Genomic DNA, 16,791 nt, shown 5'->3' with positions numbered 1-16,791 from the left:
GGTCAATTCCGCTCGCCCAGCGACCCGTTCCGTGCTGGATGCGTACGATCCGCAGCCCTTCATGATACGTGCCGGAGGCAACTCACATTGACTCGATGCGATATCTCGTTCGTCTCGAATGCGCTCGAACGCATCCGATCTTCCCCGGAAGACCCGTCGCCGAACTCACCCGGCGGGCACAACTCCCGAAGCTGAGCTCATACGGAGCCGCCTCGCCCCGCCCCGCGCACCCGCACGCCCCCGTACGGCACCCCGAACCGAGGCACGGGCCCGCACAGCACCCTCACCCTCAACACACCGGCGCACACCGCCCACCGCCACGCGCCCCCACTCACCGGGCGCGAAGCCCTACGCCTTCGGCTCGAACGTCTTCGTGAAGGTCCGCCAGGTGTCCTTGCGCAGCTCACCGCTCCACTTCGCGGCCTTCGCGGTGTACATCAACGCGTATCCCTGCTGCGAGTCGACGACGAACCCCCGGTCGATCGACCGGTTCTTCGTCCCGCTCTCCATGTAGGTGAACTCCCAGTCGGCCGCGTTCCAGCCCCGGTAGTCCACCGACTCTATTCGGATCCGCTTGTACTGCGAGCGCGTCATGTAGCGCTCCTGGTTCTTCCAGTCCGCGACCGGGTCGCTCTTCGGCGTGGACGTCCACCCGACGAGCAGGCGCTGGCCGTCGGGGCCGGAGAACCGGGCACCCGCGTTGTCCGTGGACTGGTACTTCCACCCGTCGGGCAGCCCGATCGAGAACCCCTGAGCGCTCTTGTACGTCTCGGCCGCGATGTCGCCCGAGCCGGAGCCGGAGCCGTCACCGCTTCCGGCGCCGTTCGACCCGCCCGTAGGGCTCGGCGAGCTGCCGCCCGCCCCACCCGACCCGGTGGCCTCCTCCGTCGTCTCCCCGTCGGGGCTGGGGTCGGACCCCTTCTCCTTGCCGGTGTCCTCGTCCGTGCCCTTGTCCGCGTCCTTGCTGTCGGCGTCGCTCCCCGACGCCGACCCGCTGGACGCGGCCGCCTTGGTGTCGGCACCCTTGCTGCCGGTCGAACTGCCGTCGTCCCCACCGAGGGTGAGCACCAGGACGGTTCCGAGGACGGCGAGGGCCACGGCCACGGCGATGACCGCCAGCGTCCGCCGCGACACCACGTCCGTGATCGGCGCCCTGGGCACCGGCCGCGGCGGCAGATCCGGCGGCGTCATCTCGGGCCACCCCGAAGTCCGCCCCGCCGAGACGGAGTTCCCCGGGCCCGCGCCCTGACCGGTTCCGCCGGCCCGGGGGCCGGGCACCGCGGACGCCGGTTTGTCCGCCTGCGCCGCGCCCCCGCCCTTCGTCGCGCTGTCGGCCCCGGACGACACCCCGACGGAAGCAGACCGCGTCGTCACGGCCGCCGAGGCCGAGGACTTCGCACCGCGCCCACCGGAAACCGCGCCGGAGGCCCCTCCCGAAGTCCCACCGGAGGTACCCCGCGCGGCGCCGACGCCGGTGCCGGCTCCGCCGGCCGCTGCCCCACCGGCGGCCCCGGCCGCAGCCGCGGCCGGCCCCTTCCGCATGGACCACCGGGGCGCCCGAACCCGCTCGCCCGCACCGCCCTTGGCCCCGGCCCCACCGGAACCGCCCTTCTTCGCGCGCTCCTCCGGAGCCGGCGGCAACGGCACGACCCGGGTGGCGTCCACCGGATCGACGTCCTTCGGGTCGGGCGCGTGGATCACGCTGTTGAGCATGGCCCGTGCGCCGGCGTCGTCGAGACGTCGCTCGGGGTCCTTGGTGAGCAGGCCGAAGATGACGTCCTTGAGGGCCCCGGCGCGCTTCGGCTGCGGCACCGGCTCGGTCATCACCGCGGTCAGTGTCGCTATGGCGGAACCCTTGTCGTAGGGCGGCACCCCTTCGACCGCCGCGTAGAGCAGACCGCCGAGCGACCACAGGTCGGCGGCGGGCCCGGGCTTGTGCCCGCGCGCCCGCTCCGGCGAGATGTAGGAGGGAGCGCCCACGAGCATGCCGGTCGAGGTGATGGAGGGGTCGCCCTCGACCTGGGCGATACCGAAGTCGGTGAGGACGACCCGGCCGTCGTGCTTGTCGATGAGCACGTTGGACGGCTTCACGTCCCGGTGCAGGATGCCCTCGCGGTGCGCGGCGCGCAGCACGTCGAGGATGGCGAGCCCCACCTCGGCGGCGCGCCTCGGTTCGAGGACGCCGTCCTCCCGGATGACCTCGGCGAGCGACTTGCCCTCGACGAGCTCCATGACGATCCACGGCCGGTCGTCCTCGTGGACGACGTCGAACACCGTCACCGCGGCGTTGTTCCGAATCCGCGCGATCGCCTTGGCCTCGCGCAGCGTGCGTGTGATGAGCCGCCGTTTCTCGTCCTCGTCGATGCTCGACGGGAACCTCAACTCCTTGACGGCGACCGTACGGCCCAACGTCTCGTCCATGGCACGCCACACCGTGCCCATGCCGCCGCGACCGAGCACCCCTCCCAGCCGGTACCGCCCGGCGAGGAGACGTGCGTCCTTGTCCTGACGGGATTCCCCAGCCCGCTCCGCCTCCGACATGCGTCCCCTCATACAACCCGCCCTGACAGAGCCTCCATTGTCACCCACCCGCCAACCGCCCCACGCCCAGGGCCCCTCAACCGGCCACCCCACCTCCAAGCCCCTCACCACACCCACCCACACTTCACCACTGGCACCCCGTTTCTGAGCCCCGCCCAGAAACGGACCAGCCCGTGTCCGGCTACAGCGGCACGATGTCCGGCGCCCCCAACCGCGCCGCGTCCGCCGTCAGGTCGTCCGGCTGCCGCTGCGACTCCCGCTCCGCCTCCACCCTCTTCTCGTAGTGCTGAACCTCCCGTTCGATCTGGTCCTTGTCCCACCCGAGCACCGGAGCCATCAGCTCCGCCGCCTCCCGCGCACTGCGCGTCCCCCGGTCGAACGTCTCGATCGAGATCCGCGTCCGCCGCGTGAGCACGTCGTCGAGATGCCGCGCCCCCTCGTGCGAGGCCGCGTACACCACCTCGGCCCGCAGATAGTCGTCGGCCGCCCGCAGCGGCTCCCCCAGCGAAGGATCGGAGGCGATCAGTTCGAGCACCTCCTCGGTGGCCGACCCGTACCGGTTCAGCAGATGCTCCACCCGCACCACGTGCAGCCCGGTGCTCGCCGCGATCCGCGCCCGCGCGTTCCACAACGCCCGGTACCCCTCGGCGCCCAGCAGCGGCACGTCCTCGGTGACACACTCCGCGACCCGCTGGTCGAGCCCGTGCACGGCCGCGTCCACCGCGTCCTTGGCCATGACCCGGTACGTCGTGTACTTGCCCCCGGCCACCACGACCAGCCCCGGCACCGGATGCGCCACGATGTGCTCCCGCGAGAGCTTGCTGGTGGCGTCCGACTCCCCCGCGAGCAAGGGCCGCAGTCCGGCATACACCCCCTGGACGTCGTCCCGCGTCAGCGGCACCGCCAGGACCGAGTTCACATGCTCCAGCAGATAGTCGATGTCCGCGCTGGAGGCCGCCGGATGCGCCTTGTCGAGGTCCCAGTCGGTGTCAGTGGTGCCCACGATCCAGTGCCGCCCCCAGGGGATGACGAACAGCACGGACTTCTCGGTCCGCAGGATCAGCCCGGTCGTGGAGTGGATCCGGTCCTTCGGTACGACCAGATGGATGCCCTTGGAGGCCCGTACGTGGAACTGTCCGCGCTCGCCCACCATCGCCTGGGTGTCGTCGGTCCACACCCCGGTCGCGTTGACGACCTGTCGGGCGCGGACCTCGTACTCCCCGCCGCCCTCGACGTCCTGCACCCTGGCCCCGACGACCCGTTCGCCCTCCCGCAGGAATCCGGTCACCCGCGCGCGGTTGGCGACCTTCGCCCCGTACGACGCGGCCGTGCGCACCATGGTGGCGACGTACCGGGCGTCGTCCATCTGGGCGTCGTAGTACTGCAAGGCACCGACCAGCGCGTCCTTCTTCAAGCAGGGGGCGATCCGCAGGGCGTGGCGACGGGTCAGGTGACGATGGATCGGCAGCCCTCGCCCGTGCGCGCGCGCCATGGACATCCCGTCGTACAGCGCGACGCCCGAGCCCGCGTACCACCGCTCCCAGCCCTTGTGCTGCAGGGGATAGAGGAAGGGCACGGGCTTCACGAGGTGGGGGGCCAGCCGCTCCAGCAGCAGCCCCCGCTCCTTGAGGGCCTCCCGGACGAGGGCGAAGTCGAGCATCTCCAGATAGCGCAGACCGCCGTGGATCAGTTTGCTGGACCGGCTGGAGGTGCCCGACGCCCAGTCACGTGCCTCGACCAGGCCCGTGGACAGACCGCGGGTCACGGCGTCCAGGGCCGTGCCCGCACCGACCACGCCACCACCCACGACCAGTACGTCCAGCTCGCGCTCGGCCATACCCGCCAGTGACTCGGCGCGTTGCGCCGGTCCCAGTGCCGCTGTCCTCACCGCTGCCTCCCGCTGTCCGTCGCGTCGGCCTCATCCGTCCGTGCCCGTCGGCGAGACCCAGCTCTTTCGTCCCTCTCGCATCCCCTGCCCAAAATTCTGACCGTGTTGCCCGACTTCGGCCACCACCGGCCCCCGGCCTGTGGATAACTCCGCAGGACGCGCACAGAAAAACAACTCCCCAATCCCGCATATCGGTCATATTTCCGCCTAATGTGACATTGCGCTCGCTCATCCAGACCACCGGGCTTGCGCGTCTGTCCCGCTTCGGTTACTGGGAAGGACGGCCCCGCCATGCCCGCAGATCTCGCCGTGATCGGACTCGGCCAGTTGGGGCTGCCGCTGGCCCAGGCCGCCGTGGCCGCCGGCATCGCCACGCTCGGTTACCGCACCGGCCCCGACTCCGGCTCCCTCACACCCGGCGAGCTCCGCCGCATGCTGGCCCGCGGCTTCAAGCCCACCACCAGCCCCGCCGAACTCGGCCGCGTCCGTACGGCCGTCATCTGCGCCCCCGCCCCACTCGGCGCCGACGGCTCGCTCGACCTCACCCAGGTCGAGGAGGCCGCCCGCACACTGGCCGCCCGGCTGCGCCCGCACACCACGGTCATCCTGGAGTCCCCGGTCCCCCCGGGCACCACCGGGGACCTCCTGCGCCCCCTCCTCGAAGAGGGCTCAGGCCTCCGCGCGGGCCGCGACTTCCACCTCGCCTACTCCCCGGCCCGCGTCGACCCGGGCAACCGCGCCTACGGCCCCGCCAACATCCCCAAGGTGATCGGCGGCCTCACCCCCGCCTGCACGGAATCGGCGGCGGCGTTCTACGGCCGGCTCACCGACAAGGTGGTACGCGCGCGCGGCCTGCGCGAGGCGGAGACGGTCCACCTCCTGGAGACCAACTACCGTCACGTCAACATCGCCCTGGTCAACGAGATGGCGGCCCTCTGCCACGACCTGAACGTCGACCTCTGGGACGTCATCCGCTGTGCCGAGACCAAACCCTTCGGCTTCCAGGCGTTCCGCCCCGGCCCCGGCGTCGGCGGCCACGCCCTCCCCAGGACCTCGCGGGCCACGCCCCCCGCTCGCTCCGCATGGTCGAACTGGCCCAGCGCGTCAACCACCGCATGCCCCGGTACGTCGTCCAGCGCGCCGCCACCCTCCTCAACGAGCACGGCAAGTCGGCCCGGGGCGCCCGCGTCCTCCTCCTCGGCGTCACCTACAAGCCCGACGTCCCCGACCAACAGGGCACCCCCGCCGACGAGATCGCCCGCCGTCTCATCGAACTCGGCGCCCACGTCAGCTACCACGACCCGCACGTCCCGACCTGGAGCGTCCTCGACCGCCCCATCCCCCGCGCCGACTCCCTCTACGAGGCCACCGCCGACGCCGACCTGACGATCCTCCTCCAGCAACACCGCACCTACGACCTCCAGGGCCTGTCGGTGAAGGCGCAACTGCTGCTGGACACCCGGGGCGCTACGCCCACGGGGGCGGCGCACAGGTTGTGAGAGGGGGCGCCCGACACAGCCCTGGCTTCCGGAGCTGGTGGCATACACCGCCCCACCCCGGTACCGTACGAAACAGGTGGAGCCCACCGCAGTGGCTGCTGCGGCAGGCTCCTGGATGGTTCACGGAGTGTCCGCCCCTAGTTGGCGCGGGGGCGGCCGCTCACCATCCGAAAATCCGCAAGATCCACCTCCTCCGGCACTGCACCATCCGAAGACGGAGCCGGTCCCAGCGGGTGGGCTTGCGGTGACGTCCCATGGGCGCCCCCTTCCACGACACCGCCCATTAGCCCGGTGGACGGTCCGTCGGAATCGGGCCGGGCCCCGAGGGCGGGGTCCGGACCAGGTCCTTGGAAGGGGGCTCCCAGCCGAACTGGGGCGCCGGACACGAACGCTATCGCCCGGCTACGCCCATTCGGCCCACATTCGTCCCCAACACCCCCACGCGCCCCCACCCCACAACGCACGCCCCCACCACCCCACTTGGGCACACAAAAGGGCCCGGCCACCCGAAGGCAACCGAGCCCCAAGCCCTGCTCAAGCCAAGCGCAGCGTCACCGCATGTGCGGCGAATCCGCCACCGTCACCTCGACCCGCTGGAACTCCTTCAGCTCGCTGTACCCGGTCGTGGCCATCGCCCGCCGCAGCGCGCCGAAGAGGTTCATGGAACCGTCGGGCGTGTGGGACGGCCCCGTGAGGACCTCCTCGATCGTCCCCACGGTCCCCAGGTCGACCTTCATGCCGCGCGGCAGCTCCTCGTTCACCGCCTCCATGCCCCAGTGGTTGCCCTTGCCGGGCGCGTCCGTCGCGCGGGCCAGCGGCGAGCCCATCATCACCGCGTCCGCGCCGCAGGCGATCGCCTTGGGGATGTCGCCGGACCAGCCCACGCCACCGTCGGCGATGACGTGCACGTACCGGCCGCCGGACTCGTCCATGTAGTCCCGACGGGCCGCGGCGACGTCGGCCACCGCCGTCGCCATCGGGACCCGAATGCCGAGGACGTTGCGCGTGGTGTGCGCGGCGCCGCCGCCGAAGCCGACGAGGACACCGGCCGCGCCGGTGCGCATCAGGTGCAGGGCGGCCGTGTAGGTGGCGCAGCCGCCGACGATCACGGGGACGTCCAGCTCGTAGATGAACTGCTTCAGGTTCAGCGGCTCGTGCGAACCGGAGACGTGCTCCGCCGACACGGTCGTGCCGCGGATGACGAAGATGTCGACGCCCGCGTCCACGACGGCCTTGGAGAACTGGGCGGTGCGCTGCGGGGAGAGCGCGGCGGCGGTCACGACGCCCGAGTCGCGCACCTCCTTGATGCGCTGCCCGATCAGCTCCTCCTTGATGGGAGCGGCGTAGATCTCCTGGAGGCGACGGGTCGCGGCCTCGACGGGCAGGCCGGTGATCTCGTCGAGCAGCGGCTGCGGGTCCTCGTACCGGGTCCAGAGACCTTCCAGGTTCAGGACGCCGAGGCCGCCCATCTCTCCGATGCGGATCGCGGTGGCCGGGGAGACGACCGAGTCCATGGGGGCGGCCAGGAACGGCAGCTCGAAGCGGTAGGCGTCGATCTGCCAGGCGATCGAGACCTCCTTCGGGTCCCGCGTACGGCGGCTGGGGACGACGGCGATGTCGTCGAAGGCGTACGCCCGGCGGCCGCGCTTGCCGCGCCCGATCTCGATCTCAGTCACGTCTGTGGCCTTTCCCTGATGCGTTCAGCGTCTACCAGTATCGCCGACGGGCACGCCGAGGGCGGTTCCGGAGTCCCCGGAACCGCCCTGGAGCAGGGTGCCGACTGCTTGCGGCTGTTACTTACGGCTGTAGTTCGGCGCCTCGACCGTCATCTGGATGTCGTGCGGGTGGCTCTCCTTGAGGCCCGCGGAGGTGATCCGGACGAACCGGCCCTTGGTCTCCATCTCCTCGATGGTGGCAGCGCCCACATAGCCCATGGTCTGGCGCAGACCGCCGACGAGCTGGTGCAGGACGTTCGCCAGCGGACCGCGGTAGGGCACCTGGCCCTCGATGCCCTCGGGCACGAGCTTGTCGTCGGCGGCGACCTCGGCCTGGAAGTAGCGGTCCTTCGAGTACGACCGGCCCTGGCCGCGGGACTGCATCGCGCCCAGCGAACCCATGCCCCGGTACGACTTGAACTGCTTGCCGTTGATGAACTGCAGCTCGCCGGGCGACTCCTCGCAGCCGGCGAGGAGGCTGCCCAGCATCACGGTGTCGGCGCCGGCGGCGAGCGCCTTGCCGATGTCGCCGGAGTACTGCAGACCGCCGTCGCCGATCAGCGGGACCCCGGCCGGGCGGGCGGCGAGGGACGCCTCGTAGATGGCGGTGACCTGCGGGACGCCGATACCGGCGACCACCCGAGTCGTACAGATCGAGCCGGGGCCGACGCCGACCTTGATGCCGTCGACACCGGCGTCGATCAGGGCTTGGGCGCCGTCGCGGGTGGCGACGTTGCCGCCGATCACGTCGACGCCGACGCTGGACTTGATCTTCGACATCCAACTGAGGGCGTTGCTGTTGTGGCCGTGCGAGGTGTCGACGACCAGGAAGTCCACCCCCGCCTCGGCGAGCGCCTGGGCCCGCTCCAGCGCCTCGGGGCTGGCGCCCACGGCGGCGCCGACGATCAGACGGCCCTCGGCGTCCTTGGCCGCGTTCGGGTACTGCTCGGCCTTGACGAAGTCCTTGACCGTGATGAGGCCCTTGAGGACGCCTGCCTCGTCGACCAGCGGAAGCTTCTCGATCTTGTGGCGGCGCAGCAGCTCCATGGCGTCGGTGCCGGAGATGCCGACATGGCCGGTGACCAGCGGCATCGGGGTCATGACCTCACGCACCTGACGGGAGCGGTCGGTCTCGAAGGCCATGTCGCGGTTGGTGACGATGCCGAGAAGCTTCTTGTTGCCGTCGGTGACGGGCACGCCGCTGATGCGGAACTTGGCGCACAGCGCGTCGGCCTCGGCCAGCGTCGCGTCCGGGTTGACCGTGATCGGGTCGGTGACCATCCCGGACTCGGAGCGCTTCACGAGGTCGACCTGGTTGACCTGGTCCTCGACGGAGAGGTTGCGGTGCAGCACACCGACGCCGCCCTGGCGGGCCATCGCGATCGCCATACGGGACTCGGTGACCTTGTCCATGGCGGCGGAGAGCAGCGGGATGTTCACGCGGACGTTGCGGGAGATCCGGGACGAGGTGTCGACCGCGTTCGGGAGCACCTCGGATGCACCCGGCAGCAGCAGCACGTCGTCGTAGGTGAGCCCGAGAGTCGCGAACTTTCCGGGCACTCCGTCGACGTTGGCAGTCATGACACCTTCCCCAAATGGCCTTGATCGGTGCGGATGTCCATGCTAACGGGAAGCGCGGGGCACACATTCCACGGTACGAAGTACTGCCGGGCTTCGTATGTTCGTACGGAAAAGGCGCCCCGCGTGTTCATACGGGGCGCCCCGAGGCCCGTGCGACCGCGGCTACTGCTCCGCCAGCGCCCGGAGTCTGCTCAGTGCCCGGTGCTGGGCGACCCGGACCGCACCCGGTGACATCCCCAGCATCTGTCCGGTCTCCTCGGCCGTGAGCCCCACCGCGATCCTCAGCAGCAGCAGCTCCCGCTGGTTCTCGGGGAGGTTGGCCAGGAGCTTCTTGGCCCACTCGGCGTCGCTGCTGAGCAGGGCGCGCTCCTCGGGGCCGAGGGAGTCGTCGGGGCGCTCCGGCATCTCGTCCGAGGGGACGGCCGTCGATCCGGGGTGGCGCATCGCGGCCCGCTGGAGGTCGGCGACCTTGTGGCCGGCGATGGCGAAGACGAACGCCTCGAACGGCCTTCCGGTGTCCTTGTAGCGCGGCAGCGCGAGGAGGACGGCGACACAGACCTCCTGGGCCAGGTCCTCCACGAAGTGCCGTGCGTCGCCCGGCAGCCGGGACAGACGGGTGCGGCAGTAGCGCAGCGCCAACGGGTGGACATGGGCGAGCAGATCGTGCGTGGCCTGCTCGTCCCCGTCGACCGCGCGATGCACGAGCGCACCGATCACTGTCGTCTCGTCGTCGCGCATCGGTCCATGGTGCCTTGCGGCCGTCCGGTCCGTGGCGCCACGTCCATGGTTGTGCACCGAAGCGTTATGAGCAGGCGCGCCGGAACTCATCTCCTGCGCCCTCCCCTCCCGCTCGTTCGACTGCTCCCCTAGGGACTCCACACCTCAAGGATGCGGCATCCGCGGCGAAACGAGCAGCGGGCACCCGGCGGATCGTCTCGTCACCCCCGCCGGCCGTGCGGCAGGCGGGGCTCCTTCCTCGTGGGGGACCACCCCCGGCACGGTCCACTCAGCGGACCAGACCCCAGCGGAAGCCGAGCGCCACCGCGTGCGCGCGGTCCGAGGCGCCGAGCTTCTTGAACAGGCGCCGGGCGTGGGTCTTGACCGTGTCCTCGGAGAGGAACAGCTCGCGACCGATCTCGGCGTTGGAGCGGCCGTGACTCATGCCCTCCAGGACCTGGATCTCCCGCGCGGTGAGCGTCGGCGCGGCCCCCATCTCGGCGGAGCGCAGCCGGCGCGGGGCGAGCCGCCAGGTCGGGTCGGCGAGGGCCTGCGTCACCGTGGCGCGCAGCTCCGCGCGGGAGGCGTCCTTGTGCAGATAGCCCCGTGCGCCGGCGGCAACCGCGAGGGCCACGCCGTCCAGGTCCTCGGCGACGGTCAGCATGATGATGCGCGCCCCGGGGTCGGCGGACAGCAGCCGCCGTACGGTCTCGACGCCGCCCAGACCGGGCATGCGTACGTCCATCAGAATCAGGTCCGAGCGGTCGGCCCCCCAGCGGCGGAGGACTTCCTCGCCGTTGGCCGCCGTGGTCACGCGCTCGACGCCGGGCACGGTCGCCACCGCGCGGCGCAGCGCCTCTCGGGCAAGCGGGGAGTCGTCGCAGACGAGGACGGATGTCATGGCCGCCCTCCGCAGCTGATGCGCGTCACCTTGAGCCTCCAGGCTGGTACGAAATCGTCACCTGTGCGGTCGACACTCACGAGCGGACACGAACGCCTGCCCGAGCGCTTGTTCTCTCAACCGCCTCCGCCCGTCTCAACGACGGTCACTCGAAAGAGTTACGGGATGGCTGGTCACCTTCGGCACTCTACGTGAGGGGGCGGACACGGTGCAGACATGCGCGGCGGACCCTCAACGTTTCATCACAACCTATGCCCCATTTAGACGTTTTTGTTCCCATTTATTGGTGTTTGAGGCTAGATTCGCAATGAGTCATATTTTCATCTTCTTAGATAGTCGATGTACGGTCATGGGCACTATCTCCTCCCAGAACGGCAACAAGGGGACACGCAATGGCAGATTTCTCCCGCCTTCCCGGACCGAACGCTGATCTGTGGGACTGGCAGCTCCTCGCGGCCTGCCGTGGGGTCGACAGCTCGCTCTTCTTCCATCCCGAAGGAGAACGCGGTGCGGCACGGAGCGCTCGTGAGAACTCGGCCAAAGAGGTCTGCATGCGATGCCCGGTACGCGCGCAGTGCGCGGCCCACGCCCTGGCGGTGCGCGAGCCGTACGGCGTGTGGGGCGGGCTGACCGAGGACGAGCGCGAGGAGCTCATGGGCAGGGCCAGGCACCGACTGGTGACGGCGTCCGCGTCCGGGAGCGACAGCGGTTCGGATACATGAAAGAACGTTTCTTCAGCGCATGGCGCTAGCGCGCGGCCGCTCCGGCCAGCCGGTCCAGCGTCGCCGCGACCGTGGGCACGAGGGCCAGGTCGGGCAGGGTGAGCGCCACGATCTCCCGGTGCACCGCCGGCTCGACCGACACCGTGCGCACGCCCTTGGGGCGTACGGACTCCACGGCCAGCTCCGGCAGCACGGCCACGCCCAGCCCCGCGCCCACCAGTCCGACCACCGCCGGGTAGTCGTCGGTCGCGAAGTCGATACGGGGCGTGAAGCCCGCGCTCTCGCAGACCCGGACCAGTTGCCCCCGGCAGCGCGGGCAGCCGGCGATCCAGGATTCCCCGGCTAGTTCGCCGATGCCGATGGAGCGCGCCCGGGCCAGCCGGTGCCGCTGCGGGACGAGCCCGACGAGCCGGTCGGTGAGCAGGGGGCGCACGACCAGGTCGTCCCACTCCCCCTCCTCTGCTCCCAGGGCGCCCTCGTAGCGGAAGGCGAGCGCGATGTCGCAGTCGCCGTCGCGCAGCATCTCGACCGACCGCGGCGGCTCGGCCTCCTCCAGGGAGACCCGGGTTCCGGGGTGATCGGCGCGCAGGGCCGCCAGGGCGGTGGGCACCAGGGTGGAGCTGCCGCTGGGGAAGGAGACCAGGCGGACCCGTCCGGCGCGCAGCCCGGCGATGGCGGCGACCTCCTCCTCCGCCGCGGTGAGCCCGGCGAGGATGCCGGCCGCGTGCCGTACCAGCGCCTCGCCCGCCTGGGTCAGCCGCATCTTCCGGCCGGTGCGGACCAGCAGCGGGGTGCCGACAGAGGCTTCGAGCGCCTTCATCTGCTGGCTGACGGCGGGCTGGGTGCAGCCGAGTTCCCGGCCGGCGGCGGAGAACGAGCCGGTGGTGGCGACGGCGCGCAGGACGCGGAGATGACGGGCCTCGATCACGCGGTCGAGCATAAGCGGGGCTTGGACCGCGTGCCGGATATTGCGTCGACGCTTTGACCGTGCGCGCCTACGGTGCCGGTATGAAGCTTCTGTCACTGAATGTGGGCCGGGCCAGAGCCGTCGACGTCGTGGAGGAGTCGAAGAAGGTCTCGGGCATCGACAAGCGGCCGGTGGACGGGCCGGTGCGGGTGGCGGCGCCCGGACCGAAGGGGGTAGGCGCCAGCGGCGTGGCCGGGGACGCGGTGTGCAACACCCGGCATCACGGCGGCGACGACCAGGCGGTCTACGCCTTCGCCCGGGAGGACCTGGACGGCTGGGAACGCGAACTGGGCCGCACCCTGCCCAGCGGGGTGTTCGGCGAGAACCTCACCACTCAGGGCCTCGACGTCTCCGGCGCCCTCGTCGGCGAACGCTGGCGGATCGGCTCCGAGGTGGTCCTGGAGGTCACCTCCGGTCGCGTCCCCTGTCTCAACTTCCAGCGCCACCTGGGCGAACGGGGCTGGGTCAAGCGCTTCACGCGCCAGGGCGCGCCCGGCGCGTATCTGCGGGTGATCCGGCCGGGCGAGATCAGCGCGGGCGATCCGATCGAGATCGTCCACCGGCCCGACCACGATGTCACCGTGGCGCTCGTCTTCCGCGCCATGATGGATCAACACTCCCTGCTGCCGAGGCTGTTGGCGGCGGACGAGGCCTTGCATCCGGAAGTGCTGGAGATCGCGCGGAGGCACGTGGCGGCGCGGGGTGACGGGCCGGTGCGGGCGGTGCGGGGCGGGGTGCCGGTGAAGGTGGCACAGCGGTGCGGGTGTTCACCGAGGTGTCGGCGAAGTCGCTGGTGAACGTGCGGTGGAGCAATCGGACCCGCGCGGTCCCGGTCACTACGCTTGGGCCATGACAACGGCTCTGATTACGGGATCGACCGCGGGGATCGGTGCCGCCTTCGCGCGGCGGCTGGCGGCGGACGGGCACAACCTGGTGCTGGTGGCGCGGGACACCAAGCGGCTGCGGGAGCAGGCGACCGAGCTGCACGACCGGCACGGCATCGAGGCGGAGGTGCTGACGGCGGACCTCGCGGAGGACGACGGCATCGAGACGGTGGCGCGGCGGCTGGCGGACCGCAAGAACCCGGTCGACCTGCTGATCAACAACGCCGGCTTCGGCAACAAGGGCCGCTTCCTCGACGTCGCCATGGCCGACGAGCTGCGGATGCTCAAGGTCCACTGCGAGGCGGTCCTGCGTCTGACCTCGGCGGCCACCGAGGCCATGCGCGAGCGAGGCCGGGGCGGTGTGGTGAACGTGGCGTCCGTGGCGGCCTTCGTGCCGCGCGGCACGTACGGGGCGTCGAAGGCGTGGGTCGTGCAGTTCACTCAGGGTGCCGCGCGTGATCTGGCCGGGACCGGGGTGCGGCTGATGGCTCTCTGCCCCGGCTTCGTCCGGACCGAGTTCCACGAGCGGGCCGGCATGGGCACCGACAGCATCCCCTCCTGGATGTGGCTCGACGCCGACAAGCTCGTCACCGCCGCGCTCGCCGACCTCTCCCGCGGCAGGTCCGTCTCCATCCCGGACCCCCGCTACAAGGCGCTGATGGGTGTGGTGAAGGTGGTGCCGCGCGGGCTGCTGGGCGGGATCAGCTCGAAGACGGGACGGAAGTACGGGCCGCAGTAGCCGTCCCCCGGACGGCCCGGCGGGTGGGGGCGGCGGCCCGGCGCGACAATGGAGCTGTTCATCCGGACACAGGGGGGTCGGAGGCGGTGTGTCATGACATTCGTGCAACTCATCGACTGCAGGACCAGCAGGTTCGACGAGATGAACCGGCTGATGGACACCTGGGTGGAGCAGACCAAGGGGAAGCGGACCGCGACACACAGTGTGGTCGGGAAGGACCGCTCGGACGGCTCGCACTTCGTGGAGATCGTGGAGTTCCCCTCGTACGAGGAGGCGATGCGGAACTCCGGGCTGCCGGAGACGGAGCGGATCTTCCAGGAGATGGTGGCGCTGTGCGACGAGATGCCCACGTTCACCGATCTGGACGTGGTGCGCGACGAGCAGTTGTACGCGGCGAACGCGCGCAGGTTCTTCGAGACGATCGGGACCGAGGGCGAACTGCCGCCGCTCGACGATCTGTTGGTCGAGGACTACCACGACCACGATCCGGCCAACCCGCAGGACGCCATCGGCATGGACGCGGTCAGGCGCGAGGTCGGCATGTGGCGGGCCGCCTTCGACTTCTCGTTCGCGATCGGTGACCAGATCGCGCAGGGTGACCGGGTGTGCACGCGCTGGACGTGGAACGGCACGCACCAGGGCGACTTCCTCGGGATCGCGGCCACCGGGCGGGAGGTCACCATGACCGGCACGACGATCCACCGCTTCTCGCCGGACGGGAAGATCGTCGAGGGCTGGTGGCAGTACGACCGGCTCGGGCTGATGGGGCAGCTGGGCGCGCTCGACGCGCTGGAGCGGTAGGCGGCGCCGGGAGCGGGGGCGAGAGCGGGGACACGGGAAGGGCCCGGCACCCCTCGGGGTGCCGGGCCTTCGCCTACGGCTTACCGACGTCGTACGTCAGTGGGCGTGGCCGTGGCCGCCGTGGCCCGCGTCGGCCGGCTCCTCTTCCTTCTTCTCGACGACCAGGGTCTCGGTCGTCAGGAGGAGGGAGGCGATGGAGGCGGCGTTCTCCAGGGCGGAGCGGGTGACCTTGACCGGGTCGATGACGCCGGCCTTGACCAGGTCGCCGTACTCGCCGGTGGCGGCGTTGAAGCCCTGGCCCTTGTCGAGTTCGGCGACCTTGGAGGTGATGACGTAGCCCTCCAGGCCGGCGTTCTCGGCGATCCAGCGCAGCGGCTCGACGGCGGCCTTGCGGACGACCGCGACACCGGTGGCCTCGTCGCCGGTCTTGCCGAGGTTGCCCTCCAGGACCTTCACGGCGTGGACGAGCGCGGAGCCACCACCGGAGACGATGCCCTCCTCGACCGCGGCGCGGGTCGCGGAGATGGCGTCCTCCAGACGGTGCTTCTTCTCCTTCAGCTCCACCTCGGTGGCGGCGCCGACCTTGATGACGCACACGCCGCCGGCCAGCTTCGCGAGGCGCTCCTGGAGCTTCTCGCGGTCCCAGTCGGAGTCCGTGTTCTCGATCTCGGCCTTGATCTGGGCGACGCGGCCCTGGACCGCACCGGAGTCACCGGCGCCGTCGACGATCGTGGTGTCGTCCTTGGTGACGGTGACGCGGCGGGCGGAGCCGAGCACGTCGAGACCGACCTGGTCGAGCTTGAGGCCGACCTCCTCGGAGATGACCTCGGCGCCGGTCAGCGTCGCCATGTCCTGCAGCATCGCCTTGCGACGGTCGCCGAAGCCGGGGGCCTTGACGGCGACCGCGTTGAAGGTGCCGCGGATCTTGTTGACGACCAGGGTCGACAGGGCCTCGCCCTCGACGTCCTCGGCGATGATCAGCAGCGGCTTGGAGGCGTTGGCCTGGATGACCTTCTCCAGCAGCGGCAGCAGGTCGGCGATGGCGCCGATCTTGCCCTGGTGGATGAGGATGTACGGGTCGTCGAGGACGGCCTCCATACGCTCCTGGTCGGTGACGAAGTACGGCGAGAGGTAGCCCTTGTCGAAGGCCATGCCCTCGGTGAAGTCCAGCTCCAGACCGAAGGTGTTGGACTCCTCGACGGTGATGACACCGTCCTTGCCGACCTTGTCCATCGCCTCGGCGATGAGCTCGCCGACCTGCTGGTCCTGGGCGGACAGACCGGCGACGGCGGCGATGTCGGACTTCTCGTCGATCGGACGGGCGGTCGCGAGGAGTTCCTCGGACACGGCCTTGACCGCGGCGTCGATGCCCTTCTTCAGGGCGGCCGGGGAGGCACCGGCGGCGACGTTCTTCAGGCCCTCGCGCACCAGCGCCTGGGCGAGCACGGTGGCGGTGGTGGTGCCGTCACCCGCGATGTCGTTGGTCTTGGTCGCCACCTCCTTCACCAGCTGGGCGCCGAGGTTCTCGTACGGGTCCTCGACCTCGACCTCGCGGGCGATGGTCACACCGTCGTTGGTGATGGTGGGGGCGCCGAACTTCTTGTCGATGACGACGTTGCGGCCCTTGGGGCCGATCGTCACCTTGACCGTGTCGGCAAGCTTGTTGACGCCGCGCTCGAGGGCGCGACGGGCGTCCTCGTCGAACTTCAGGATCTTCGCCATGGGAGCGGTTCAGCCCTCTCGGAAAACGTGGGTGAAACGAACTGCGCCCCCGACGCCCGGCTTGTTAGTGGTCGCGGGGGCCAAGGGCGCAGCTCAAAAGCAAGGTGCTTCGGT

At 70.6% G+C, this 16,791-nt stretch carries 12 protein-coding genes and 1 pseudogene; 5 read left to right on the top strand and 8 right to left on the bottom strand.

Going from position 1 to position 16,791, the window contains the following annotated elements; translation table 11 throughout:
* Positions 1-348: 348 nt before the first annotated feature.
* Both E4N62_RS30375 and E4N62_RS30370 read right to left on the bottom strand, forming a co-directional pair.
* Positions 349-2,541 carry a serine/threonine-protein kinase gene (locus E4N62_RS30375; protein WP_230219626.1) on the bottom strand — a complete coding sequence of 731 codons (2,193 nt, stop codon included), beginning with the start codon at positions 2,539-2,541 and terminating at the stop codon, positions 349-351.
* A gap of 181 nt (positions 2,542-2,722) precedes the next feature.
* Positions 2,723-4,429 (bottom strand): glycerol-3-phosphate dehydrogenase/oxidase, encoded by a 1,707-nt coding sequence (locus tag E4N62_RS30370; RefSeq protein WP_230219625.1) that lies wholly within the window; start codon positions 4,427-4,429, stop codon positions 2,723-2,725.
* 291 nt (positions 4,430-4,720) lie between these two features.
* Between E4N62_RS30370 and E4N62_RS30365 the strand changes: the two are divergent.
* Positions 4,721-5,928: pseudogene (locus E4N62_RS30365) on the top strand (nucleotide sugar dehydrogenase).
* Between the two features lie 551 nt (positions 5,929-6,479).
* Here E4N62_RS30365 and E4N62_RS30360 read toward each other — a convergent pair.
* The 4 genes from E4N62_RS30360 to E4N62_RS30345 all read right to left on the bottom strand — a co-directional run bounded on the left by E4N62_RS30360 (position 6,480) and on the right by E4N62_RS30345 (position 10,842).
* Positions 6,480-7,604 carry a GuaB3 family IMP dehydrogenase-related protein gene (locus tag E4N62_RS30360; RefSeq protein WP_230219624.1) on the bottom strand — a complete coding sequence of 375 codons (1,125 nt, stop codon included), beginning with the start codon at positions 7,602-7,604 and terminating at the stop codon, positions 6,480-6,482.
* Positions 7,605-7,721: 117 nt separating this feature from the next.
* On the bottom strand, positions 7,722-9,224 hold the full coding sequence (gene guaB, locus E4N62_RS30355; protein WP_230219623.1) for an IMP dehydrogenase: 1,503 nt from the start codon (positions 9,222-9,224) through the stop codon (positions 7,722-7,724).
* A gap of 162 nt (positions 9,225-9,386) precedes the next feature.
* Positions 9,387-9,962: a sigma-70 family RNA polymerase sigma factor gene (locus E4N62_RS30350; protein WP_005481141.1), complete on the bottom strand. Its 576-nt coding sequence runs from the start codon at positions 9,960-9,962 to the stop codon at positions 9,387-9,389.
* A gap of 268 nt (positions 9,963-10,230) precedes the next feature.
* Positions 10,231-10,842 carry a response regulator transcription factor gene (locus tag E4N62_RS30345; RefSeq protein WP_003948568.1) on the bottom strand — a complete coding sequence of 204 codons (612 nt, stop codon included), beginning with the start codon at positions 10,840-10,842 and terminating at the stop codon, positions 10,231-10,233.
* Positions 10,843-11,234: 392 nt separating this feature from the next.
* On the opposite strand from E4N62_RS30345, the gene E4N62_RS30340 reads away from it, so the two are divergent.
* Positions 11,235-11,564, top strand: coding sequence for a WhiB family transcriptional regulator (locus E4N62_RS30340; RefSeq protein ID WP_184904558.1), 330 nt, complete (start codon positions 11,235-11,237; stop codon positions 11,562-11,564).
* 25 nt (positions 11,565-11,589) lie between these two features.
* On the opposite strand, the gene E4N62_RS30335 is transcribed toward E4N62_RS30340, so the two are convergent.
* Positions 11,590-12,492 (bottom strand): LysR family transcriptional regulator, encoded by a 903-nt coding sequence (locus tag E4N62_RS30335; RefSeq protein ID WP_230219622.1) that lies wholly within the window; start codon positions 12,490-12,492, stop codon positions 11,590-11,592.
* An 80-nt stretch (positions 12,493-12,572) separates the two neighbouring features.
* Between E4N62_RS30335 and E4N62_RS30330 the strand changes: the two genes are divergently transcribed.
* From E4N62_RS30330 to E4N62_RS30320, 3 genes are all read left to right on the top strand, one after another.
* Complete coding sequence (locus E4N62_RS30330; RefSeq protein ID WP_230219621.1) at positions 12,573-13,328, top strand: MOSC domain-containing protein; 756 nt, start codon at positions 12,573-12,575, stop codon at positions 13,326-13,328.
* Between the two features lie 52 nt (positions 13,329-13,380).
* The gene (locus E4N62_RS30325; protein ID WP_230219620.1) at positions 13,381-14,154 is read left to right on the top strand and encodes an SDR family oxidoreductase; all 774 of its coding nucleotides are present in this window, start codon (positions 13,381-13,383) and stop codon (positions 14,152-14,154) included.
* 93 nt (positions 14,155-14,247) lie between these two features.
* The gene (locus tag E4N62_RS30320; RefSeq protein WP_230219619.1) at positions 14,248-14,955 is read left to right on the top strand and encodes an ester cyclase; all 708 of its coding nucleotides are present in this window, start codon (positions 14,248-14,250) and stop codon (positions 14,953-14,955) included.
* Positions 14,956-15,051: 96 nt separating this feature from the next.
* Here E4N62_RS30320 and groL read toward each other — a convergent pair whose 3' ends face one another.
* The gene (gene groL / locus E4N62_RS30315) at positions 15,052-16,677 is read right to left on the bottom strand and encodes a chaperonin GroEL (protein WP_184904568.1); all 1,626 of its coding nucleotides are present in this window, start codon (positions 16,675-16,677) and stop codon (positions 15,052-15,054) included.
* Positions 16,678-16,791: the final 114 nt, after the last annotated feature.

This window comes from Streptomyces sp. MNU76, from assembly GCF_020982545.1.
Lineage (GTDB): Bacteria > Actinomycetota > Actinomycetes > Streptomycetales > Streptomycetaceae > Streptomyces.
Note: the sequence above shows the minus strand (reverse complement) of the source record. Positions and strands in the feature narration are given on the sequence as shown.